21 protein-coding genes are annotated in these 25,288 nt (G+C 41.8%); 12 read left to right on the top strand and 9 right to left on the bottom strand.

Going from position 1 to position 25,288, the window contains the following annotated elements:
• Positions 1-10 precede the first annotated feature (10 nt).
• The 9 genes from cobA to P2W73_RS05180 all read left to right on the top strand — a co-directional run bounded on the left by cobA (position 11) and on the right by P2W73_RS05180 (position 12,859).
• A complete protein-coding gene (gene cobA, locus P2W73_RS05140; protein ID WP_276500924.1) occupies positions 11-814 on the top strand; it encodes a uroporphyrinogen-III C-methyltransferase in 804 nt (267 codons plus the stop codon).
• 9 nt (positions 815-823) lie between these two features.
• A complete protein-coding gene (locus tag P2W73_RS05145; protein WP_276500925.1) occupies positions 824-2,542 on the top strand; it encodes a diflavin oxidoreductase in 1,719 nt (572 codons plus the stop codon).
• Between the two features lie 192 nt (positions 2,543-2,734).
• The gene (gene cysI, locus P2W73_RS05150; protein ID WP_276500926.1) at positions 2,735-4,411 is read left to right on the top strand and encodes an assimilatory sulfite reductase (NADPH) hemoprotein subunit; all 1,677 of its coding nucleotides are present in this window, start codon (positions 2,735-2,737) and stop codon (positions 4,409-4,411) included.
• Positions 4,401-5,081: a DUF2490 domain-containing protein gene (locus P2W73_RS05155; protein ID WP_276500927.1), complete on the top strand. Its 681-nt coding sequence runs from the start codon at positions 4,401-4,403 to the stop codon at positions 5,079-5,081. The genes cysI and P2W73_RS05155 overlap by 11 nt, the downstream gene beginning before the upstream one ends.
• Positions 5,078-6,604: a TSUP family transporter gene (locus tag P2W73_RS05160; RefSeq protein WP_276500928.1), complete on the top strand. Its 1,527-nt coding sequence runs from the start codon at positions 5,078-5,080 to the stop codon at positions 6,602-6,604. Before P2W73_RS05155 ends, P2W73_RS05160 begins: the two co-directional genes overlap by 4 nt.
• 244 nt (positions 6,605-6,848) lie before the next feature.
• A complete protein-coding gene (locus P2W73_RS05165) occupies positions 6,849-9,401 on the top strand; it encodes a TonB-dependent receptor (RefSeq protein ID WP_276500929.1) in 2,553 nt (850 codons plus the stop codon).
• Positions 9,402-10,113: 712 nt separating this feature from the next.
• Entirely contained in the window at positions 10,114-11,028 is a 915-nt protein-coding gene (locus P2W73_RS05170) for an aldo/keto reductase (RefSeq protein WP_276500930.1), read from the top strand.
• A 93-nt stretch (positions 11,029-11,121) separates the two neighbouring features.
• Positions 11,122-12,294: a trans-sulfuration enzyme family protein gene (locus P2W73_RS05175; RefSeq protein WP_276500931.1), complete on the top strand. Its 1,173-nt coding sequence runs from the start codon at positions 11,122-11,124 to the stop codon at positions 12,292-12,294.
• Positions 12,295-12,469: 175 nt separating this feature from the next.
• On the top strand, positions 12,470-12,859 hold the full coding sequence (locus tag P2W73_RS05180) for a hypothetical protein (protein WP_276500932.1): 390 nt from the start codon (positions 12,470-12,472) through the stop codon (positions 12,857-12,859).
• Positions 12,860-12,906: 47 nt separating this feature from the next.
• Here the strand turns inward: P2W73_RS05180 and P2W73_RS05185 are convergent, their stop codons facing one another.
• From P2W73_RS05185 to rlmN, 5 genes are all read right to left on the bottom strand, one after another.
• Positions 12,907-13,686 (bottom strand): RMD1 family protein, encoded by a 780-nt coding sequence (locus P2W73_RS05185; RefSeq protein WP_276500933.1) that lies wholly within the window; start codon positions 13,684-13,686, stop codon positions 12,907-12,909.
• A 71-nt stretch (positions 13,687-13,757) separates the two neighbouring features.
• Positions 13,758-14,489: an RluA family pseudouridine synthase gene (locus P2W73_RS05190; RefSeq protein WP_276500934.1), complete on the bottom strand. Its 732-nt coding sequence runs from the start codon at positions 14,487-14,489 to the stop codon at positions 13,758-13,760.
• 60 nt (positions 14,490-14,549) lie between these two features.
• A complete protein-coding gene (locus tag P2W73_RS05195) occupies positions 14,550-15,599 on the bottom strand; it encodes a pseudouridine synthase (RefSeq protein WP_276500935.1) in 1,050 nt (349 codons plus the stop codon).
• Between the two features lie 102 nt (positions 15,600-15,701).
• Positions 15,702-16,334, bottom strand: a complete 633-nt coding sequence (locus tag P2W73_RS05200; protein ID WP_276500936.1) for a DUF4890 domain-containing protein — start codon at positions 16,332-16,334, stop codon at positions 15,702-15,704.
• A gap of 196 nt (positions 16,335-16,530) precedes the next feature.
• On the bottom strand, positions 16,531-17,595 hold the full coding sequence (rlmN, locus tag P2W73_RS05205) for a dual-specificity RNA methyltransferase RlmN (RefSeq protein WP_276500937.1): 1,065 nt from the start codon (positions 17,593-17,595) through the stop codon (positions 16,531-16,533).
• A 201-nt stretch (positions 17,596-17,796) separates the two neighbouring features.
• Between rlmN and P2W73_RS05210 the strand changes: the two genes are divergently transcribed.
• From P2W73_RS05210 to P2W73_RS05220, 3 genes are all read left to right on the top strand, one after another.
• Positions 17,797-18,993 carry an acetyl-CoA C-acyltransferase gene (locus tag P2W73_RS05210; protein WP_276500938.1) on the top strand — a complete coding sequence of 399 codons (1,197 nt, stop codon included), beginning with the start codon at positions 17,797-17,799 and terminating at the stop codon, positions 18,991-18,993.
• A gap of 53 nt (positions 18,994-19,046) precedes the next feature.
• Positions 19,047-19,415 (top strand): DUF3471 domain-containing protein, encoded by a 369-nt coding sequence (locus tag P2W73_RS05215; protein WP_276500939.1) that lies wholly within the window; start codon positions 19,047-19,049, stop codon positions 19,413-19,415.
• 95 nt (positions 19,416-19,510) lie between these two features.
• Entirely contained in the window at positions 19,511-20,014 is a 504-nt protein-coding gene (locus P2W73_RS05220) for a DinB family protein (RefSeq protein WP_276500940.1), read from the top strand.
• 9 nt (positions 20,015-20,023) lie between these two features.
• On the opposite strand, the gene P2W73_RS05225 is transcribed toward P2W73_RS05220, so the two are convergent.
• From P2W73_RS05225 to hisS, 4 genes are all read right to left on the bottom strand, one after another.
• Entirely contained in the window at positions 20,024-21,220 is a 1,197-nt protein-coding gene (locus P2W73_RS05225; protein WP_276500941.1) for a transporter, read from the bottom strand.
• A gap of 212 nt (positions 21,221-21,432) precedes the next feature.
• Complete coding sequence (locus P2W73_RS05230; protein ID WP_276500942.1) at positions 21,433-22,074, bottom strand: ATP-binding cassette domain-containing protein; 642 nt, start codon at positions 22,072-22,074, stop codon at positions 21,433-21,435.
• Positions 22,075-22,150: 76 nt separating this feature from the next.
• Positions 22,151-23,830, bottom strand: coding sequence for a DUF4836 family protein (locus P2W73_RS05235; protein ID WP_276500943.1), 1,680 nt, complete (start codon positions 23,828-23,830; stop codon positions 22,151-22,153).
• Between the two features lie 31 nt (positions 23,831-23,861).
• Positions 23,862-25,283, bottom strand: a complete 1,422-nt coding sequence (gene hisS / locus P2W73_RS05240; protein WP_276500944.1) for a histidine--tRNA ligase — start codon at positions 25,281-25,283, stop codon at positions 23,862-23,864.
• Positions 25,284-25,288 lie beyond the last annotated feature (5 nt).

A 25,288-nucleotide genomic window follows, 5' to 3' on the forward strand; every position in this document is an offset into this window, starting at 1 on the left:
AAGTGAGATTATGAACAAGGAACAATCAACTGGAAAAGTGATCATCGCAGGCGCCGGTCCTGGTGATGCGGAGTTGATTACCGTTAAGCTTCAGAAAAAACTGGCTGAAGCTGATGTAATATTGGCTGACAGGCTGGTAAATCCTGAGATCATTGATTTATATGCCCGCAAAGATGTATTGGCGTTGATGACAGGAAAACAGGGTTATCATGATGGGTCAGTGGCGCAGGAAGATATTAATAAGTTGTTGGTCAATCACGCCAAAAATGGTAAAACCGTATTGCGGTTGAAGGGTGGCGATGTAGCTTTTTTCAGTAATGTGCTGGATGAACTGATGGCCTTGCAAGAGAATGATGTGCCCTACGAAATTATCCCTGGCATCACTGCGGCTTCGGGTGTTTCTGCTTATGCGGGAATTCCGCTTACCGCAAGAGGTTATGCAAAGGCTGTGCAGTTCATCACCTTCAATCCCTGCAGCCATTATAGTCCTGAGAAATGGAAAACATGGGCTAACACCCAGGATACATTAGTATTCTACATGGGAGCCAGGAATCTTTCTAATTTATCCGAACTATTGTTGCGTTATTCAAAAAAACCATTTACGCCATTAGCAGTGATCGAGCAGGCGACGACCGAGCATCAACGTGTTCATATTTCAACTTTAACAAACTGTGTAATAGATTTTGCCAATAAAAAATTCAGTTCACCTTCACTGGTAATTGTCGGTGATGTGGTGATGTTGCACAACGATTATAAGTGGTTTGCAGCAGGTAAAGAAGGATCTGTTTTTAATCAATTGGTTACCGTAAAATGATAAGCTGCTATGCTGGGAGAAGTAAAACTAAAACAACTACACGAACTGATTGATAGCTATTCAAAGGAAGAGCTTATCTGGATCAATGGATATTTGTCTGGCATCGTAGCCAATGGCAAGGCACATGCTACGCCTCAGGTAAATGGGCATGAAGCGAAACCTGTCACTACAAAAAAAGTCACCCTTGCTTTTGGTACCGAAACAGGCAATGCAAAAAGGTTGTCGACACATTTGGCAGCCGTAGCCAAGAAAAAAGGAGTAAATGCAAAACTGATTGGACTGGATCAATACCGCCTTACAGATTTGCCAAAAGAAGATTATTTTTTTGTAGTGATCAGTACACAGGGCGAAGGTGAACCGCCAATCCCTGCAAAGAAATTCTATGATCATATTCATGAGTCGGCGCTGGATCTCTCCCATCTTAAGTTCAGCGTATTGGCTTTAGGTGATACATCTTACCCAATGTTCTGCAAAACCGGTGAAGATGTGGATGCGCAGTTCAGCAAGTTTGGAGCTAAAAGAGTAGTGCCGCTACAGAAATGTGATGTGGACTATGAAGAAGATGCTCAACAATGGTTCGATAAAGTGTTGGCAATTTTAGATGAACAACCGGCAGCTGCGCCTGCGCCAGTGGTTGCGCCCGCTGCTGCAAAAAAACCAGCCGGAAAAAAATATTATAACGGAACCATCCTGGCAAACATCAACCTAAACGACCAGGGTTCCAATAAGAAAACTTATCATATCGAAATAGGAACCGATGAACCTATCGAATATGAGCCGGGTGATACCATCGGTATCATTCCCCGCAACAGGGAGGATGTTGTAAACAGGATCATTTCATTGACAGGCATAGATGAAACCCTTGTCGTTGAAACAACCAAGGTAAAAGCAACGGTAAAAGAATTGCTCTCTCAGCATCTCAATATCTGTTACCTGCTTACATCTACGATAAAAAAATATGCAGCCATTATACAACAAGAAATTCCAGATACAAGAATGGACCTTGTTGACCTGTTGCGCATTTACCCGGTAAAAGATGCAACGCAATTCCTGGAAGTGATAAAGATATTAATGCCGATTGCGCCAAGATTGTATTCGATTGCTTCCTCACCAAATGGACATGGCAATACCGAAGTGCACATTACGGTAGCGAGAGATCGTTTCCTGGCATTGGATGAGCAACGGTACGGATTATGCAGCGAGTTTCTCGGCGACCAGCCTGTTAATTCATCCCTGACTTTTTATGTACACAAGGATAAGAATTTCAAATTACCGGCACCTGATAAGGATATTATTATGATTGGGCCTGGTACGGGTGCGGCTCCGTTCAGAGCATTTTTAGCTGAGCGGGATGCAACAGGCGCATCCGGAAGAAACTGGTTTTTCTTCGGGGAGCAGCACTTTATCACAGACTTTTTATACCAGACCGAAATTCAGAATTATGTGGAGACCGGAGTGTTGCACAATTTAGACCTTGCTTTTTCGAGAGATCAGCAGGAAAAAATTTATGTACAACATCGCATGTTAGAAAAGGCTCAGGAGCTTTATCAATGGATTGACAATGGAGCGTCTGTTTATATCAGTGGTACAAAAGACCCGATGAGTAAAGATGTTGAACATACTTTATTACAGATAATAGGCGAGCAGGGCAAGAAAAGTGGGGACGAAGCCAAGAAGTATTTAGAGCAATTGAAGAAGGAAGGAAGATTTGAAAAAGATGTGTATTAGACCCTCCCGATCCCGATGAAATGTCGGGGCCACCAATACGCAGCCCTTACTCTTCTGAGAGGGTGATGGGATATAAAATGTGAGTATTAATAATTTGAAGGTGTCAAATATTTTTTAATTATTTCTGGGTTTTAGATTTCCGATTAGGAAAAGTAGTTGCAAAATTCAGAGTCTAAAAGCCCCTTTAGGGGTATGGGGTTTATGAGCGATAAAACTAACTTATCACCAGTTGAAAGAATAAAGACAGCAAGTAAAGGCCTTCGTGGTACATTGAAGGAAAGCCTTACCGATGCTATAACCGGTGCCTTGCGTGAAGATGATCAGTCACTGATTAAATTTCACGGGATGTACCAGCAGGACGACCGTGACAGAAGGGAGGAGAGAAGTGCGAAAAAGCTGGAATGGCTCTATTCGTATATGATCAGGCTGCGTTTGCCCGGTGGATTTTTGACTCCTGAGCAGTGGATTGGCTTGCATCATATCGCCGGCGAACATTCAACCGGTACCATAAAAATTACGACAAGACAAACGGTCCAATTACACGGCATCCTGAAATCCCATATCAGGCCTACAATACAATCGTTTAATACACTGCATCTCGATTCTATTGCTGCCTGCGGCGATGTCAACCGCAATGTAACCTGCAGTGCGCATCCGAAAGAATCAGCTATTCATGAGGAAGTGTTTAAATATGCAGATAAAATCAGCACATTGGCTCTTCCGAAAACAAGAGCTTATTATGAAGTATGGCTGGGCGAAGAAAAAATAGCCGACAAAAACGAAGAGGATCCGCTATACCAGGAAAGATATTTACCGCGGAAATTTAAGATAGGGATCGCTATCCCGCCCAATAATGATGTCGATGTATTGACCAATGACCTTGGCCTGATCGCCATCATAGAAAATAATAAACTCATTGGGTTCAATATTGCTGCCGGCGGTGGCCTTAGTGCTACACACGGCAATCCGCATACTTATCCCAGGCTGGCTTCTGTATTAGGTTTTGTTGATACAGAAAAAGTGTTGAAGGCGGTGTATGAGGTCATGACTATACAAAGAGATCATGGCAACAGGAGTGATCGAAAACTGGCCCGCTTGAAGTATACTATTGACAGATGTGGAGTGGACGGATTCAGGGAAGAGTTGGAAAAACGCTGTGGGTTTAAGCTGGAGCCGACAAAGCCTTACGAGTTTACTTCTAGAAAAGATCATTATGGCTGGCGTCAAAATCATGAAGGAAATTGGTTCTATACTGTATTTGTAGAAAATGGAAGAGTATTAGACGATGAAAAGGCGCCGCTGAAGACTGCGTTGCTTGAAGTGGCAAAAATCGGAAAAGCAAACTTCCGGTTTACCGGCAATCAAAATGTGATCATCAGTGACGTAGCCGAAAAAGATAAACAGGCAATTGAAGATATTTTGAACAATTTCGGAATCATTGAACATACTGATAAGGCCGGTGTGTTAAGAAAAAATGCAATTGCCTGTGTGGCTTTTAATACCTGTCCACTGGCATTGGCAGAGGCTCAACGTTATTTACCAACATTGATTGACAAAATTGAGCCGCTACTCGAAAAATATTCTTTGCAAAACGAAGAAATTGTTTTGCGAATGACGGGATGTCCAAATGGCTGCGGACGTTCTCCTGCCGCCGAGATAGGATTTGTTGGAACAGCGTATGGGCATTATAATTTGCACATTGGTGGTGACAGGTTGGGTGAAAGATTGAACAAGGTATATAAAGATCATTTGAATGAAGGACAAATACTGGAGACATTGGATGAGTTATTAGGAGTATACGCGGCCGAAAGAAAGAATGGGGAAACATTTGGTGATTTTTCATACCGCAAGTGGATACATGCCAATTAGTAAATTGACCATATCGGTTTCGTTTTTACTGATAGTGACTGGTGCGAAGGCTCAATCAGGGTTTAATAAACATATAAGTTGGTGGCCTGCTTATTATTTGAAATATTCCATCAGCAAAAGGTGGCAGCTGAACACTGATGTACAGGCGAGAAATTTTGCAAACCAACCATTGGTGAGCCTGGTTGCTGTTCGGACAGGAGTACATTACCGGCTGAATAACCAATGGATAGTTGGAGGAGGTGTTGCCTGGTTTCATCAAAAGCAAATTGAAACCATTGGCAAAGAAACGGTGAGTGATGAACTAAGACTATGGGAAGAGATACGCCATGAAGCTAAACTTAATAAGTGGCAATTGGCTAATCAGTTCAGAACTGAACAACGGCATTGGACAAATCGGGACGGAGTGGCCTTTCGGTTTCGATACCGGTTAGCAGCAGATCATATATTTACGGAGAAATGGAAGGGGTTACTTGGAAATGAATTGATGTGGCAAAGCAGTAAGACGAAAGACGATTGGGATCAATATCGGATTTGGGTGGGAGGTGAGTATGCCTTTAATCTAAAAAACCAGGTTCAATTATTATTGATGAGTTGGCGGCAGTTCAGTACCCATACCTGGCAACCCGTTGTCAGGATCAATTTTGTACAAACAATTAATCGGGTTTTATGAGTGAGTCGTTGGAAAATATAAAAGCAACAACCATGGAAAAGCATGATTCATCAGAATCTACCACTAATCATTTGTTCCCGGTTTTTCTGAAGCTGGAAGATCTGAAGGTGTTGCTGGTTGGCGCAGGCAAAGTGGGATTAGAAAAACTGACAAGCTTATTAACGAATTCTCCTTCAACTTCGGTACATATCGTGGCTACAGAAGTTTCAGAGGCCGTAAAGAAACTGGCTGCATCACATAGCAACGTAGTGATTGAAAAAAGAAGTTTTCACCCGGTTGACCTTGTTGAAAAAGACCTGGTCATTATTGCCATCAACGATAAAGAGGAAAGTTTACGTATCCGGCAGCTCGCAAAGGAAAAAAAATTACTCGTTAATGTTGCCGATACCCCTGAGCAATGCGATTTTTATTTAAGCAGTATCGTACAAAAAGGAAATCTGAAAATAGCTATATCGACAAATGGTAAGTCGCCAACTATTGCTAAACGGGTAAAAGAAGTTTTGCATGACGCAATACCCGCTGAACTCGATGAAGCTATTGAGAATATTCATAAGGTTCGCAACAAGCTAAACGGCAATTTTGAGTATAAAGTAAAAAAGCTGAATTCACTTACGAGGGTGTTGGTTGAAAAGGACAATGCGTATAAGGAGCGGAGGTGGAGAAAAATTGCTACTTATTCATTGCTGGGTTTTGCGTTAATGCTGGTGGGTCACTTTATTTTTTCATACTTACCTTTTCAGACTATAGCAGATGATACAGTAGCCTGGTATAATACATTGGATAAAAACTTTCCGTTAATGTTATTAGCCGGCTTTCTGGCGCAATTGGTGGATGGAGCGCTGGGTATGGGTTATGGTGTTACCAGTGCCACGATCATGCTGTCGGCAGGCGTAAATCCTGCGGCTATTAGTGGCAGCATCCACACAGCGGAAATGTTTGCCAGCGGAGCTTCTGGTTATAGTCACTATAAATTCGGCAACGTCAATAAAAAATTATTCAAAGCATTATTGATACCGGGAGTAATCGGGGCAATCTTAGGAGCGATCTTGCTGACACAGCTTGGTCAAACGCATATGGAATACCTGCGTCCTATTATGGCGGCCTACACAATGTTCCTGGGTGTACGCATTCTTCTAACTGCTTTTCGTAAACAACAACAACAACAAAAGTTTAAACGATACGGCTTATTAGCTGGCGCCGGTGGATTTTTGGATTCATTTGGCGGCGGCGGATGGGGACCTATCGTTACCACCACATTAATAACAAAAGGAAGAAGCCCCAAATATGTTATAGGATCAGTGAGTCTTACAGAATTTTTTGTAACACTCGCAAGTGCCTTTACATTTTTTACATTGCTTGGCGTTAGCCATTGGCAAACCATACTGGGACTGGTGGTAGGCGGATTGATTGCTGCTCCAATCGCCGCAAAGCTGGCAGGCAGACTGCCCCGTAAAACATCTTTTATTTTATTGGGTGCACTGGTTATTTTCTGGAGCCTGAAAATATTGGTTAAAATTTTCTAAAGAAGATTCGGAAAAAGTAGTCCATAAATTTGGTGGACTAATAAAAATACTTTTATGTTTGCAGAGTATTTCGAATGAGTCTAATTATATCATATTCTAACCGATTGCTTCCATTGGCCATTTTCCGATGTTGTGCCGCCATGATCTACGGGTAATTGCAATAAATATTTTTTTTGTCTTTTTAGTCTACAAAAATTGTAGACTGTTATTATATTTTGTTTTTGTAAACCATCCAACTGAATACATGAAACGTATTATTTTACTTTCAGGATTTTTGCTGCCGGTACTGGCGTTTGCGCAGTTTACCGGTCGTGTCGTCAATGATAATAATGAGGGGATTCCCTATGCCAGTGTACTGATAAAAAATACCAGCACTGGTACCACTACTGACTCTACTGGTCTTTTTACTTTCGCTGTGATTCAAAAATTTCCTTTCACACTGATCATTTCCTATGCAGGGTTTGAACCGCGGCAGAAGGTTGTCAGAAGCAGTGATGTGAACAATATCGTTGTAAAGTTGCAGGCATTGTATCAAAGAGATACTGTTGTTGTCACTTCCCGTCGTCGCAGAGAAGTGCTGCAGGATGTTCCCATTCCCATTTCTGTAATAAGCGGATCACAGGTGGAAAATGCCGGCGCTTTCAATGTCAACCGGGTCAAGGAGTTTGTTCCATCGGTTCAGCTTTATACATCTAATCCCCGTAACACGGGTATCAATATTCGGGGGCTTGGTTCTCCATTTGGCCTCACCAATGATGGGCTTGATTCTGGTGTAGGTTTCTATGTAGATGGTGTTTATTATGCCCGTCCGGCGGCAGCCACCTTTGATTTCATAGATGTTGAGCGCATTGAAGTATTGCGTGGCCCGCAGGGGACATTGTTTGGTAAAAACACAACTTCAGGAGCGTTCAACATTACTACACGTAAGCCAAACTTTAAACCGGGTGGCAATTTTGAAGTGAGTTTTGGAAATTATGGATATGTGCAGGCCAAAGCTTCCATTACAGGACCTTTAAGCAAGAAATTTGCAGCACGTCTTTCTTTTTCCGGAACACAACGTGATGGTGTGATTGAAAACATCATTACCGAAAAATATACAAATGATATCAATAACCTTGGCCTTCGTACCCAGTTGTTGTACAAACCTTCCGATAACACCTCCATTACCCTGGCTGCTGATGCTTCACGCCAGCGTCCCGATGGTTATGCACAAGTTGTTGCTGGAGTTGTAGAAACAAAACGTGCAGCATACCGGCAATTCAATGCGATCATTTCAGATCTTGGTTATGCATTGCCAGGCCTGAATGCTTTCGACAGGAAAATTGATCATGATACTCCCTGGCGATCAGGTAATGATCTTGGTGGTGTATCGCTCAATGCTGATACGAAAATAGGACCTGGCACATTAACCTCTACCACCGCATGGCGCTATTGGGATTGGGATCCTTCCAATGACAGAGATTTCACCGGTTTGCAGGCATTGGCTAAATCACAAAATCCTTCCAAACACCATAACTGGTCGCAGGAAGTTCGCTATGCCGGTGATTTTTCTTCCCGCCTGAGTGGCGTGATAGGTTTATTCCTCATTGACCAGGAAGTAAAAATTACTGGTACTGAAGAGTCCGGTTCGGCTCAATGGCGTTTTTCAAAAAGTACATCAAGTGACAAATGGGCAACGCCGGGCCTCTTTGAAGGATATGGTATTAAAACCAACGCATCCATCAAATCATTAAGTGCAGCAGCATTTGCAAATATTGAATGGGAAATTGCTAATGGCTTGCATCTTTTACCTGGTATTCGTTTCAATTACGATGAGAAGGATGTAGTTTATAACCGCGTTGCATCAGGCGGTTTGGAAACAACTGATTCAACATTACTGGCTTTAAAGCGTTTGGTTTACACCAGTCAGTCCTACGTTGCGGATGCACATGAAAGAAACCTTACTTACCAGGTTACACTCTCCTATAAATCTAATAAACGGATTAATTCTTTCGTAACCTATTCAACAAGCTTTAAACCGGTTGGTGTTAATGTGGCCGGTTTGCCTACCATTAGCGGTAAGCCGGCCATTGAGCTGGCAGTTATAAAACCTGAAGATGTAACGCATTTTGAAATGGGTATTAAAACTACGCCGGCTGATAATTTCACACTAAACCTGACATTGCATAATACGGACATAAAGAATTACCAGACCAATGTTCAGTCACCCGAGTTAGGTGTCAACCGCGGCTACATTGCAAATGCGGAGAAGGTAAGAGTGCGGGGCGCTGAACTGGATGCTAATATCAAAGCCAATGATCATTTTTCGTTTTACGGAGCTGCTGCTTATACAGACGCTAAATATGTTTCTTTCCCCAATGCACCATTACCACTTGAAGAAACAGGGGCATCGAAGGATGGCGTACAGGTAGCATTCAAAGACATTTCAGGTGGCAAGCTTCCCGGCATTTCTAAATGGGCAGGATCATTAGGCGGTGAGTTCAACACTCCAGCTGCCTTTTTGGGTAAGGCCGGAAAATTCTTTTTAGCATTGGATAATTACTATCGGTCTTCTTTTTCTTCCAGCCCGTCACCTTCGGCATATCTGAATATCGAGGGCTATACGCTTGTAAATGGAAGGCTCGGCTTCAGGAGCACAAATGGTCTTTCCCTTTTTGTATGGGGCCGCAACTTATTTGATAAAGATTATTATGAGCAATTATTACCAGCAGGTGGTAATGCCGGTCACTACGCCGGTGTGCTAGGCGATCCAAGAACTTATGGCCTCACACTGCGATATAATTTTAATGGAGACTAATTTTTCTTAATGATAGCTAATCAGTAGCAAAAACGGCGGAGCCGGAAAAACAATATTCCTTGTGTATTTCTTCTTTCTATAGCAAGCATTAACTAGAGAAGGCGTCCCGATTCTTCGGGATGCCATTTTAGATCATCCGCCAACTGGCGGACTAATGGTTAGGTATATGTCTGCAATCCGCCTTTGGCGGACGAATCCGACCGCCGGCGTCGATTAAACTGAACCTGGTGAAGGGATTGTGCTCTTGAGTTTACAAACACTTTAAGTAAATGACTATGCCGGCTGCAGTGCTACTTTATCGTTTCATGCGTCGCAACGTTCAGGGTTCAGTTCGCTCCACAACTTGTGCCGGAAAATTTTTTCATCAATGAATTGTATTAATGAACCCAGGCATAGACTCTTTTTTATATTCATCACTGGTTTTATCATCAATAATAAGAGGAAAGCGCTCAATTTCGGAAAACAAATAGCCAATAATTGTTTTGGTCAAAATCGTTTTTTGCAGGCCTTACTTATCATGTAAACGGGGATGATAACTTCCGGTTGAGTTATATGAACATCTTTCAGCAAGTGGCTGCCGGTAATCGCTATCGCAGTAATCATGTGGGAAGGCTGTTTTATTTTCATAGCCTCAACTTGCGATAAGAGACTTTCAGTCTTGTTACTTCAATATGGTTTAATTGCAATAATTTTATTGCTACAAATAGCAATTATGGAAAAGATTTATCTCAGCGATTCAGGTCCTAAAGTTTCACCGGCCGTTTATGGCTTTTGGCGCTGGGAAGATACCAGCGCTACCGGGGTCCATACAATGGAAAAGATCGTTAACCTGTGCCTGGAACTTGGTATCAATACATTTGATCATGCAGATACATATGGCGGTTACCAGTGTGAAGAATTGTTTGGCAATGTAATGAGGCAAAAATCTTTCAAACGGGAAGATGTCGTGTTGTTTACCAAGTGCGGAGTAAATATCCCGCATCCCAATCGGCCCGAAGTAAGAGTAAAGTATTATGATACTTCGGCGGCACATATTCTTAAAAGCGTGGAGAACTCACTGCAAAAATTAAAGACGGAGTATATCGATATTTTCCTGCTTGATCAACTGGATCCCTTGTCCAACCTGGAAGAAACTGCCCTGACTTTGGAGAGATTAAGAACTTCAGGTAAAATCAGGAATATCGGGGTAGCCAATTTTTCTGTTTTCCAACACCAGCTTTTAGCTTCTTATTTAAGAGCACCGATTGTAACAAACCATATCGAATTAAACCTGCTCAACACAACCGCATTGGATAATGGCCAGATCGATTATATCAAACAACGATACATGCGTCCCCTGGCGGCCGCACCGTTGGCTGGCGGCAGAATTGAGAATGGTACGGATCCATTGGCCGTTAGGGTGCATTATAAGCTGGGAGAAATCGGCAAAAAATACAATGCCAATGTTGAATCAATTGCGGTAGCGTGGTTAATAAAATTGGGCGCTTTGCCATTGATCGGCACACTCAATGAGCAACGCATCCGGAATATCGTCAATGCTTTTGATATCGACCTGGACCAGCAGGATTGGTACGATCTCTATAATACTTCCAGGGAAGAAATACATAAAGTAGAATTTGCAGAGTAAACCGGTAATTATATTGTCATAAGCTAGTACTACAGCGGTCATTTTGGATTTGGCACTTATCTTTGCACTCCAATTTTAAATGATTAGTAGCTTATGTCACAACATCCGGAAACAAGAGCCATCCGACTTCAAACCGAACGAACTAACCAGAAGGAGCATGCTACTCCTTTGTTTCTGACCAGCAGTTTTACTTATGATTCAGCGGAAGAAATGGGTGCTGCTTTTGCAGATGATACATTAGATGTAAATATCTATTCCCGTTTTTCAAACCCTACGGTTGATGAATTCATTGCTAAGGTAGCAGCATTGGAAGGCGCAGAAGATGGCGTGGCTACCGGTACAGGTATGGCTGCGATCTTCTCCACTTTCATGACCTTCCTGTCAAAAGGTGATCATATCATTTCTGCATCGGCTGTGTTTGGCTCCACGCATACCATACTTACCAAATATTTGCCAAAATGGGGAATTGACTATTCCTATTTTGATATGACGAAACCGGACACTATCGAAGAGTTGATAAAGCCAACAACAAAAATGTTGTATGTCGAAACTCCTTCCAATCCCGGGCTTGATATTATCGATATTGCGAAAGTGGCTGGCCTATGCAAACAACATAATATCTTGTTCGTGGTAGATAACTGTTTTGCTACTCCTGCTGTACAGCAGCCAATTCAATATGGCGCTGATCTTGTGCTGCATTCCGCTACCAAATTTATAGATGGACAAGGAAGGGTATTAGGCGGTGTTGTAGTGGGTACAAAAGAGTTGATCAAGCAATTGTATTTATTCATTCGTAATACAGGACCATCTATGAGTCCTTTCAATGCCTGGGTATTGACCAAAAGCCTGGAGACATTATTTATACGAATGGAAAAGCATGCTTCCAACGCACTGTATCTTGCCAGGGCTTTGCAAAATCATGTAAAGCTTAGTTGGGTCAAATATCCTTTTCTGCCCGACCATCCACAATATGAAATTGCCAAAAAGCAAATGGCCAATGGTGGTGGCATTCTCACCTTTGAAATAAAAGGCGGTGTGGAAAGCGGAAGAAAATTTTTAAACGCTTTGCAAATGCTTTCAATGACCAACAATCTCGGCGATAGCAGGAGTATTGCGTCGCATCCGGCTTCCACTACCCATTCAAAATTAACTGAAGAAGAGAGAAATACTGTGGGCATTACCCCCGGCCTCATTCGTATTTCTGTAGGATTAGAACATCCTGATGATATCTTGAACGATATTTTGCAGGCATTGGAGAAGTGTTAGTGTGAATGGTGAGTAGTGAAAGTGAATTTGATAGTTCTTAATTCACAACTCATTATTCATAATTCATTGCGTTAATTTTTCCTTTCTCTTTTGTAAACTAAACTTATTCTTCGCATCATGTTGAGATAATATGCCGCATTTAGTTTTGCGTCATCATTAATCAAAAACCTCAACTATGCGAACAAAGTTCATTTTTATTATCGCCTTATTTTTTTCAGTATCGGCTTTTTCTCAGCAATCGTATTACTCAGTTACTACCAATGACGAAAAGTTGCCCGGGAAAGAAGCAACTCTTAATGTGTCAATTATTCCTGACCAGGTGACCACTGCATTTAACCTGTTTGTTCAAAATGAGGATGGCAGGAAGGTGCAGTTAAAAATAAGTCACCAGGAATATGGCTTGCTGGTAGATACTGTCTTTGAAACTATAGATTACAAATGCCGGTACAATTTTGACCAGGTTGCAGATGGTCGTTACGAAATAGCGCTGATCAGCGGCAAGCAACGTCTCACCAAAAATATTGAGATCAATACCGTGACAAAAAGAAACCTGGTGGTTAGATAAACAAAGCCGTTTTGTTTTTATTCAGGCTCAACTTCGGTTGAGCTTTTTTATGGCAATATTTTTTCAAAGAAAAAATGGGCAACTTCGATAGCGATGAGTACAATAATGATCCATTCAAGAAAAACACTATTACGATATTGCAATATGTCCTTAAATAATTCCAGGTTATCTTTTACTATTTCTAAGCTGTCTGACACACCACGAAACCTTTCAGTAAGGTCAAAGTTGCGCTTCAATTCGATGTGTAATTTATCCAGCCGCTCATCTTCCCAGGTTTCCGGCGGGGAATCGAAAATGTAGAGATGTTGAGAGATCCTGTTTTTAAGCAACAATGTTTTGCCTATATACTTTTTCAGGTTGCGTCCAGAAATAGCAAGCCGTCCCCTTTTTTCGAGCAATTGTGTGTGATAATTAGTATCCTCCAATAATGTGTCCGTTTGTTGCGAGTAGTAGTCAAGGGCTACGGATTGTGCCACTGTCAGCATGATCATGCGAAGTGTTTCAGGATCGGTGGATACTATTTCAATTTTATTGTGGCCAATCTTTCTCTCTTTTACACCGGTCTCCACGATGAATTCATCACTGAGGAATTCGGTAAACCGGTTCTTACAAAAAGGTTCTATAAACGCCAGAAAGGAACTGGTAGCATTAGCATCGTAGTTTAAAAAACTAATTACCCCGTATTTAAAAATAGCGACGTACTGTTCCTGGTTGATGCGATAAAAAAGTTCATCCGCATCGCTGTATCCCAGTTCCTCACTAAAAGCCGTTTTCAGACTTTTTAAGTCAATGCTGTCGGCAACCTGGTAAGAGACTACTTTAAACATAAAATATGCTGTTCAAAGATAGCAATACCTGAATTGCAAAGGGAGATCGTCAGATTAGGGAGATGTGAAATCTATTTTTGTTTGCCCTTTTTCCATTTACCAAGCTGTTGTAAGGTTGCCCGCATATCCTTATGCAGTTCGGCTTCCAATTTTATTGGCGCACCATTGGGTTTAGAAAAGCTTAAGCGGCTGGCATGAAGCGCAAGGCGGTTTAAAAGCGGTCTTTCTTCCAGTTCATTCTTTGAAAGTTTGAATTTGCTTTTTAGGGAGGATAATAACAAAGGTTTGCCATCGCCATATAACTCATCGCAAACAATCGGGTGACCCAGGTCTTTCATATGCACTCTTATCTGGTGTGTCCGGCCCGTATGTATCCGGAACTGCATCCATGAGTAACTGCCAAAATTTTCCAACACTTCGTAGTCGGTAACAGAGGGTTTTCCCCTGCGGTTAATAAGCATGACTCCGCGGGTTACCATATTTTCAGCAATGGGCAGATCGATTGTTCCTTTTTCATTGGCAGGGTGTCCGATCACTAAGCCAACATATATTTTTTCTGTTTGCCGTTCTTCAAATTGCATTGAAAGGTGTCGGTGTGCAACTTCATTTTTTGCAAACACAATCAGACCGCTGGTGTCTTTATCAAGCCGGTGAACGGTGAACACTTTTTCATATTTCTCCTGCAGGATATCTTTTAAAGAAGGTTCTTTTCTTTCCCGGTCGGGAATAGATAACAATCCTGAAGGTTTATTCAATGCAATAACATCATCGTCCTCAAATATCAGTAGATCGGCCAGTTTCATGTAAATAGATTCGTTATACAGGTGTTTGTTGTAGTGTGAGCTAAATAGAAGAGGTAGTGATTATTTGCCTTTCCCAAAATGTTTTAGGTCCCTCACTTCTTTTTCCGTCAGGAAGCGCCATTTGCCCCGCTCCACATTTTTCTTGGTGAGACCGGCAAATATTACCCTGTCAAGATTTTTTACATCATAACCTAATGATTCAAAGATGCGTCGAACAATGCGGTTGCGGCCGCTATGTATTTCAACACCGATTTGTGTTTTATCTTTTATATCGGCATAAGCCAGCACATCCACACTGGCAGGACCATCTTCCAGTGTAACGCCGCTCAGGATCTTTTCGAAATCTTTTTTCTCAAGCGGTTTGTCAAGCGTAACGTGATAAACCTTTTTTATCTGGTTGCTGGGATGGGTAAGCTTTTGCGACAATTCGCCATCATTGGTCAGCAACAGAACGCCTGAGGTATTTCTGTCGAGCCGACCTACAGGATAAATTCTTTCAGTTGTGGCATTGCCAATAATATCGAGCACTGTTTTTCTCCCTTGTGGGTCATCAGTGGTAGTGATATAATCTTTGGGTTTATTCAATAAAATATAAACGAGATTTTTTGAAACAAATACTCTTTTACCATTTATCCTGATATCGTCTTGCGCTGACACCTTGTGTCCAGGTTCTGTAATGACGATTTTATTCACTTTTACTCTCCCCTGCTTCACAATTTCCGCCGCCTCTCTTCGTGCAGCCACGCCACTGTGGGCAAGGAATTTGTTGAGCGGCATAAGTGTTGTCAGTTGCCGGTTGCTTGTTACAGGTTGCTGGTCGCCTGTTGCCAATTGATTCCTGCTTGCTACTTCCGATCTCTGACTTCTGACTTCCGTTTTTTGACTTCTCACTTCTTCCTTTTGACCTCTCACTTTTGACTTTTGACCAGTCACTTCCGATCTCTGACTTCCAGCTTCCAACTTCTGTTTCCTTGCCTCAGCTCTTTTCTGTTCAAAATACTCTTCTCTTTCTTTTTTTATTTTTCTTTTTTCTTGTTTAAACTGCTCTTTAATGGCAGCATTGCTTTTCTTTTTCGCAAACTTGTCAAACGGGGTTGATTTTTTTTTCATGTTGAGAGTAATTTGCTGTTTTGCAACAGTAGATGAATCGCAAAGATAACTAAAAAGCCCGCCGATAATCAGCGGGCTTCCAGTTCACTCATCACACCGTCCTTAAACGATCTTTCTGCGATGGGGTCTTTGTTTCTTTTGCTCTTCCCATTTTTTCAACTGCTCCTCTGTCAATATAGATTTCATTTCTTCCCGTTGCTTTTTTATCAATTCTTTTGCCTGTTCTTTTTTAGCATCATCAGATAAGGCACTGTTTTCACGGATTGCTTTCAATTGAGAGGTCATGGTTTCACGATTGCTTTTTAATTTGGCTGATTGTTCATCAGTCAGGCCAAGTTCAGCTTTCATTTTCTCACCTCTCTCTTTTGCCCGCTCTTGAAATTTTGCTTTTCTTTCTTGCCTTGATTTTTCCAATTGTGCTTTTTGATCATCGGTGAGAATGTTTTGCATTTTTGCCCGGTAGTCTTTGCGTTGTGCCTCCATTTTGGCTTTCCAATCCTTTACCGTGATATTATCGTTTTTCTTCAGCCCTTCCATTTGCTTGCGGTTCTCTTCACGCAGGGCTTTAAATTTTTCTTTTTGATCTTCCGTAAGATTCAGGTTTTTAAACTCATCACCGTGATGATGTCTTTTCATCATATGTTGTTTTGCCGGCTCACGGTCTTTGATCTCCTGCGCCTGCGACACTGCTACAACCAATGCGGCGGCCATTACACTTAATAGTATCTTCTTCATGATTTTCTTTTTGTTTTAGATGCCGGTTGAGTGCATAAACTTCCGGCCGGGTTTGTTAAAGATTTTTTGCAATTAACAGACCATTGTTGACTACCGGGGTTTAACCGAAGTAGGAAATGATTCGTAGATGGTTGATAACACTGATAAACGGCTGTGATACCAACCAATTCGGATTGTGGAAATTTGTAAAGCCCCTTTAGGGGTTTGGGGCTTCTTCTTTGTTGGCCAACTGACCACAAGCTGCGTCAATATCTTTTCCGCGGCTGCGGCGGAGACGGGCATTGACTCCATGTTTGCCAAGGTAATACATAAATGCCTCAACCTTATCTTCTTCCGGCTTTTCAAATTTTGCCGCATCAATTGGATTGTATTCAATCAGGTTGACAAGATCGGCGGGAACCTGGCGATAGATCCTGATCAGTTCATCGGCATCTTTCAGCGAGTCATTTAAATCTTTGAAAAGAATGTATTCGAAGGTGATCTCGTTTTTAGTTTGCTTATAAAAATAGTTGAGCGCCTCAATCAGCGATTTGATATTATTGGTATCGTTGATCGGCATGATTTCATGGCGTTTTTCATCAGTAGCAGCATGCAGGGATAAAGCAAGTTTGAATTTTACTTTATCATCACCTAATTGCTTTATCATTTTTGCCACACCGGCTGTTGAAACAGTGATTCGTTTGGGACTCATGGCCAAGCCGTCTGCCGCGGTGATGCGTTCAATTGATCTTAATACATTTTTATAATTTAATAAAGGCTCACCCATGCCCATGTAGACAATATTGCTGAGCTTTTTGCCATATTCTTTCTCACATAGTTGATTTAGTAAGGCTACTTCATCATATATCTCGTCAAATTCAAGGTTGCGTTTGCGATCCATATAACCCGTAGCGCAAAACTTACAACTAAGGCTACAACCGATTTGGGATGATACACAGGCTGTGTATCGGCCAGACACGGTTGGGATTAACACACCTTCTACAAAATGACCATCATGCGTTTTGAAGCGAAGTTTGAAAGTACCGTCTTCAGAATGTTGCGTGTGATCAATTTGTAAGGCGGGCAGGCTAAACTCCGTAGCCAGCTTTTGCCGTAAATCTTTAGAAAGATTGGTCATTTCATCAAAACTGCGAACCGGTTTTAACCAAAGCCAGTCATACACCTGCCTGGCCCTGAATTTCTTTTCGCCAAATGAGGCGAAATACTCTTCTATATCTTTCAGGCTTAAATGGCGGATGTTGCGTTGCGCTGCTTTTAACATGTTGCAAAGATAGTCACAAGGAAATAGCAAAAGAGACCGGTCTGCGTATCAAAAGAAGCATTCCTGTATTAAACAATTTTGTATAAAACATTTTTGTTTAATATTTGCCGTGTTAAGGTGAGGTCATTAGTTCGAAAATTCCTGAAGTAATTTTACATTTCACTTAGTTTACATTTTTTAATTGCCAATTTGGATCAGTTTATGAAAACGGCATTTGTTATTGATGCTATAAGAACACCAATCGGAAAATATGGTGGGGCATTAGCCAATTCCAGGCCCGATGACCTGCTGGCTAATGTTATCATTGCGTTGCTGCAACGACACGAGTCGCTTGATGTGAGTGCAATAGAGGAAGTGATTGCCGGTGCGGCCAACCAGGCTGGTGAAGACAATCGCAATGTAGCGAGAATGGCGGCGCTGCTGGCAGGGCTGCCAGTGAGTGTAGCTGGTTCAACGGTAAATCGTTTGTGTGCTTCAGGTTTGCAGGCTATCATGGATGCATCAAGGCAGGTGATGTGTGGTGATGCCGAACTGATCATTGCCGGTGGCGTGGAAAGCATGACGAGAGCGCCTTTCGTAATGGCAAAATCGGCAGCGCCTTTTTCAAGAAGTCATGAAATGTATGATACCACATTGGGGTGGCGCTTTGTCAATAAGAAGCTGGCGGGAATGTATCATCCTTACAGCATGGGTGAAACGGCGGAGAATGTGGCAAAACAGTGGAACATTTCACGGCAGGAACAGGACATGTTTGCTCTGCAATCACAGGAAAAATATTTTGCCGCACGGGAAGCAAAAAAGTGGGATGATGAACTGGCAGCAGTAGAATTGTATAATAATGGATTGGTGAGCTGGATGGTGGACGATGAAGCACCCCGGCAAACATCGCTGGAGAAGTTGGCGACATTAAAGCCGGCTTTTATGAAAGAAGGGACAGTCACCGCCGGTAATTCGTCCGGTATTAATGACGGTGCGGCCGCGATGTTGCTCGCCAGCGAAGAGGCTGTGAAGAAATATGAGCTGCGGCCGATGGCCAAAATTGTGTCGATGGCGGCAGCAGGAGTAGATCCCGCTATCATGGGCATTGGCCCGGTACCGGCAACAAGAAAAGCATTGCAGCGGGCCGGTTTAAGAATAGATGATCTTGACCTTGTTGAATTGAATGAGGCGTTTGCCTCGCAATCCATCGCCTGTATCCGTGAGCTTGGATTGGATAATGAAAAAGTAAATGTAAATGGCGGCGCCATTGCTATCGGTCATCCATTAGGATGTAGTGGTGTACGTATTTCTGCTACCTTATTACATGAAATGAAAAGAAGAAATTCCAAATACGGATTGGCTACGATGTGTATTGGAGTAGGGCAGGGAGCAGCAATAATTTATGAAAGAGTGGATTAAGGATTAGTAACTTTTGTAAGCTATATTCGTTGCACCACTTAAACTTAAAAACTATGCGGAAATTTCTTTTTTTACTTCTTGTAATCTCAGGTTCAATTATCACAAATGCACAGCAAGCTCCAACAATTCCTGCTACAGATTCATTAAAAGAATATATCGGCAAATATGTTTTTCCGGAGGGAAGCGAAGTGCCGGAAATAAAAGTCGCTTTGGAAAACGGTGTTTTAATGGGGAGTTCATCACAGGGTAGTTCGGAATTGAAGCGGATAGAAAAAGACGTCTTTGAAGTGGTAGCCTATTCAGGAATGGCCACTTTTAAACGGGATGAAAAAGGAAAAATAAACGGTCTTTATGTAGAAGTCGGCAACTTGATCCTTGATGGGAAAAAATCAGAGGAAGAAGCCCCTTCTCCGGGAAAGTAACAGGGCAGAAACATTTTGTATATCGAATGATAAAGGGTGGACCGTTCACCCTTTTTTGGTTGGCTTTTCTTGATCCGGCAAGTTAATTTTGTCGTATGAGTTTTAAAACGAATTGGCAGACCGATGGATTTTTTGCGGAAGAAACGAATATTGGTGAAGCCATGAACCGGCTTAGTCATCACATTGAAGGCATGGAGAGTATCTATGCGACATTTTCTCCTGAACAATTGTTACAGAAACCGGCACCGGGTAAGTGGTCGAAGCAGGAAATACTAGGCCACCTGGTTGATTCTGCCATCAACAACCTGAAGCGATTTACTGAGATCCAGTTTTTGCCACAGCCGTACCAGGTTGTTTCTTACCGGCAAAACGAATTGGTAGCCGTGAATGCTTATCAACAGCTTCCTTTGCAGCATCTGCTTGAGCTGTGGAAGGCATTGAATCAACAGATCATATATGTTGTTCAAAATATTCCCGCCGAAAAATTAAACTACGCTGTTGATCCGCAGTATGACAATAAAGAACTCAAAACATTAGGTTGGATCATTTGTGACTACGTGGCTCACCTGGAGCATCATTTAGCGCAGATAAAAGCATAGTTGATTTCATCAATAAAGTTTATACAAAAGTCGTTTTACCAGCCTGTAATTGGTTATCAGCGAGAGAAGGATCAATACCAGGGCGGTAAACAATACCGTCCAATGCAATGGCGTAGAAAGCTCCGGCCGGTTATACATCACCAATTGGTGAAAGGCCCATTGCATTAGTTGTGTAACACCTAAGGCCATCAATACGATCAGAATGTAAACTGGTATAAACTGGCGGGCCACGTTTTTACTCAACCACCCCGGTGAATATCCTAATGTCAGCAATAGTTGCAAACTGTCCTTGCTGCGGGCAATCACCAATTGCAGATAGAATGAAAAGAGCATCAGGGCTAGTACAACTACCAGCAAGCCAAATACAGCAAGACCACTGAAGATGCCCTGGAAAACTTGTTTCATGCGGCCGAATTTTGTTTTATCCTTATTTATCTTATAATTTTTTTGATCCAAAAAATTTAAGAGCTCCGCACTATTTGCATCTTTTGTTTTTATATAAAGCCTCGACGCATGATCTGACTTTTTGCCTTTGAAAGTTAGGTTGGCCCAGTCCAAAAAACTTTTAGGAACTAATACCGAGTTGATCCTATCGCTGAATGCCACTACCTGTCCCTGGAAAGTTTGTTCAAGGTTACCATCGCCATGGCAGGTGATATAAACAGGAATACCTGTTGCGGTTTCCTGTGATACCTGCGGTAGGTTATAGCTTGGACCGAATACATTAAATATTTCCAGGAAATCGGAGGAAATGATAATAGGAATTTTTGTTTGACCCGGCTGCCATTGAAAGGAGGGTGGGACAGTGTCAAGAAAACTATTTTCGATGGTTTCTAAAAAAAGATTGGTTCTAAACGGTAATACGCCGGCAGCGCTTAATTCTACCTGGAACTGGTTGGCCTCAAGCGGAGCCACATCTTCCAAAAATGGTTTTGATTTTAATTCAGCAATATCGGCTGCCTGGAAAAGATTTTTTTCAGCCTGTCCCATCGTTTCATTGGTGACTGTTTTGGTAATGGAAATAAAATCGAAGCCATCTTTGCGGATCGAGCCTTCTTTCAGCATCTGCTGAATGTTGATATACATTTGAATGGAACACAGCAAAAGCAATACACCGATGCCCAATCCAATGTAAGAGAACCAACGGGATAAGGCATTAGTTCCAGTTTGTAAAAGTGGCCGTATAGGTTTGAACGATAAATTCATTTGTTTGTTTTTAACCTCACCCTCCATCTCCCTCTCCTTTGGAGAGGGAGCGGCGCTGTATATCTTTAATCAACTATATATCTACCACATCACCAACATATCTCTACTCTGCATTTTCGAAGAGTCTGATAAAATTTTGAGTCGTCGAAAAGCGAGGGTTGTGCATTGCAAGTCTTCCGCCGCGGCGGAGAGATTTAGAGGGGGCCGACCTCTTATAAATGAAGCAACCTCGTGTAGGGATAAAAATCAATTCTTTCCAAATCTGCAAAAATAATGGCAGCATTTCTTGCTCTTGCTTCTTCCAGCATCAGCACCATCGCTTTTTGCGCATTGTTATCATCCAGGTGACTAAATGGTTCATCCAGCAATAAAAACTCAAAGGGCTGCAATAATGAACGGATAATAGCAATCCGCTGCTGTTCGCCATAAGAGCAGGTGTTACAGGTGCTGCTCAGCTTATCTCCTATGCCCAACCTGTTCGCCATTTCTTTTATCTTCTCAGGTGGATGAAATGGATTTAGCTGTCGTTTTATTTCCAGATTTTCCAGTACAGTTTGTGCCGGAAAGAGACGTAAATCCTGGAAAACAATACTGAGATGATCTTTTCGGTGATGAGCCGAATCTTCTGCTGAGAAGTCACGGATTGATTTATTATCGTAGCTGATCGTACCGTTATAATCATTTCGGATGCCATAGAGGAAATTCATGAGTGACGATTTCCCACTTCCCGATGGCGCCACGATCTTGATCCATTCGCCTTTTTCAAACAAAAGTTCTTTGCCCCAAACGTCAGATGATTGAGTTCTGCTTTGATCAAAGTATGTCGGAAGCAGGTTGCTGATTCGTAACTCCATAAAAGATATTGCTCCAAATAATAAAGGTTACAGTATGTCATTGCTGTAACCTTGTAATGCATTTTAAAGAAATTGACTAAGGATTGACCTGGATGGTTGTGTCCACCACAGCAGGTGCATCCATCATAATGTCTTTATACCTGTTCTTTTTTTCTTCGCTGATCTTATACATGGTATTGATATACTGGTTCAGCTGCTTCAGACTGTTAACGTTTTTATCAACAAGATTTACCGTCATCTCAAATTCCAAAGCATCGCTTTTGTATTCGCCTCCCGTAGCAATGATATCCTGCCACATATTGTAAGACGTTGTCATGGCCGATTTAGCGCTGCTATCTGATACCGAAGTTTCGCCTGTTTTTATTATTTTTTGAATGTCGACATAAAAACCAAATGGATGACCACCGATCTTCTCTGCTACTACATTTTTGTTAGTAGTGCCACCCAGGAATGTGTTCATGTGTTCAGGGGAGTTGCTGGCAGCAAACCAATTATTGTCAAGTTTGTAGTGAATTTCCGGGGAATTAGCTGATTTCATTCCCTTGGTTTGCTCTACTACCACACCGATCAGTTTATCAAAAGCGGCTTTATCATTGACAGAAGTAGCAAACAAAACTTTCATGTCAGGTTCGGTTTTGGTGTATTTATAAGGCTCTTGTCCTTCGCCCATTTCCATTGAAACTTCTTTTGTTTTCATTTCCAGGTCGGAAACAGCCAGCAGGACCTCGCCTTTGTTTGCTTTGATAAATTCTTCTACGCTATAGCCGGCACGGCCCAGAAAGCCATTAACGACACCATCGAAACCAGTTATTCTTAAAAATTCTTTTAAAGCGGCAGGCTGATAGTTCATCGCAAAAACACCCACCACATTTTGTGAAGGGATGCGATTTAATACATCCCCGCTAAGAGGCTTGGAGGGGTAGTCCGACATCAGTTTACTGATCTCTTTACCATAATAACTCTTCGATTTCATCGCAATTTTGCCGTTGTCGAAATTCAGTGACATAGCCGACACATTATTTTCCAACAGCGAGTTGAATTTCATCAAGGACAGCATACCACTTAATGTGTTGCCGTATAGTCCAGACGCATTCATCCATAAATGCATATCGCTGCCATCCCCGATCATAGACGCAAAACGGGAATCATTGTCGAGGTTATCGTCGGACTTTAGCGTCAATGCGGTTTTTGCAAAAAGTTTGAGACTGTCTTCAGGAAATTTATACATTTCAAACCTGCTTTGGCTGTTAAAGCCCTGTTGCATGTCCGGCAAAGGTGAATCTGCCAGGTAAGCAAATTTGGTGCTGTTCCATGCCAGGAGACCTGATTTATCCGACACCATATAATTAATGTCGCCATCCTTGGTGCGTGTAGCTTTTCCTTTGCTGATTTCTTTATTAAATGCCTCGAATGCTGCTGCATCTTTTACGGCTCCTTCAAAAACGATATAGCCTCCACGTCCCTGTCGTTTCATATAAAAAACAAGGTCAGCTTTTGTATCAATGCCTGACTGACCGGGATCTTTCAATAATTTTTGTGCAGTACTATCAGTTGCTTCTTTTGACATTTCTTTGAACCAATCTGTCTGGCTGATCTCATCCCAGCTAAGTTTGGAAGAAAGTGAAGCACTGTTGATATGTACCACGAGAGCTGCGTCTTTTGGAACCAGCAAACCGGTTTTACCGCCTTTTTTACAGGATGCTGCAAATAATAAGGCGGAAAAAGATAATACAAGGAATAATGGTTTTTGTCTCATTTGCTTTTGATTGTTTTGATTTTATAGGAGGTCAAATAAAGGAAAAATTAATAAGATCGGCAACAGGCACTGTTGTTTGCCCGCCACTTCTAAGGTCTTTTATATTGCAATTACCTTCTACAAGCTCTTTACTGCCAATGATAATTATATATGGAATATTTTTCTTTTCCGCATATTTAAACTGCTTGTCAAATTTAGCCGTTTCATGAAATAGCTCACATCGGGTGTTATTATTTCTCAGCCGTTGCATCAGTTCAAATGCTTTCCTGCTTTCTGCTTCGCCCAGGTTAAAAAATAAAACCTGTGTGCCTGTGTGCACTTCCGTTGGAAAAAGATTCAACTCTTCCATTACATCATAAATACGGTCGACGCCAAATGAGATACCTACGCCGGGAATATTGGGAACGCCAAACAAGCCGGTAAGATCATCATATCTTCCGCCACCGCCGATGCTTCCCATTTGCACGTTATTCGCTTTTATTTCGAAAATAATTCCGGTATAATAATTCAGTCCCCGTGCAAGGGTAAAATCTAATACGATTGGTAAGTCTTTATTGGTTGAATATTGTAATACAAATTCAAGTTCTTCAATCCCTTTTTTTCCCAGCAGACTGTCACCCATCAAATTTTTTATCTGCACTGATTTTTCTTCATTGTTTCCCTCAATACGGAGGTAGTGCTCAATGAAATCAATTTGCTCGTCGTTTAATCCACGTTGGATCAATTCTTCTTTTACTTTTTCCAAGCCGATCTTATCGAGTTTGTCAATAGCAATGGTAATATCAACCAATTTATCAGTGCCACCACATTGCTCAGCCAGTGCCGCCAATATTTTACGACTATTAATTTTTATTTCTACCGGTATACCGAGTTGTTGAAAAACGGTGGCATAAATATTTGTCAGCTCTACTTCATTCAACAAGGAGTGGCTGCCGACAATGTCTGCATCACATTGGTAGAACTCACGGTATCTTCCTTTTTGCGGACGATCAGCTCTCCAAACTGGCTGAATTTGGTAGCGTTTGAAAGGAAAGCTTAATTTCCCATGATTCATTGCTACGTATCGAGCAAATGGAATTGTGAGATCATACTTAAGAGCTTTGCTAGAGATTTGATTTTTAAACGTCGCTACATATCCCCTTTTAGAAGCTTCAAGTTCTCTCTCAGAAGATAGTTTCTCTTCCCTATCTCCCATCCATAGGGAAAAAGCTTTTATAAAGTCATTTGAAAACGGATCACCTGAATCAAGAATTCTAAAAATAAGTTTATCGCCTTCTTCTCCATATTTTCCCATCAGTGTTTCCAGGTTTTCCATCGCCGGTGTTTCCAGTGGCTGGAAACCGTAGAGTTCAAAAACATTTTTTATCGTATTGAGAATATAATTGCGTTTACGTACGACCTCGGGTCCAAAATCCCGGGTGCCCTGTGGTAAACCAACTGTAACTTTTGCCATTAATA

The organism is Terrimonas pollutisoli, assembly GCF_029360765.1.
Taxonomy (GTDB): domain Bacteria; phylum Bacteroidota; class Bacteroidia; order Chitinophagales; family Chitinophagaceae; genus Terrimonas_B; species Terrimonas_B pollutisoli.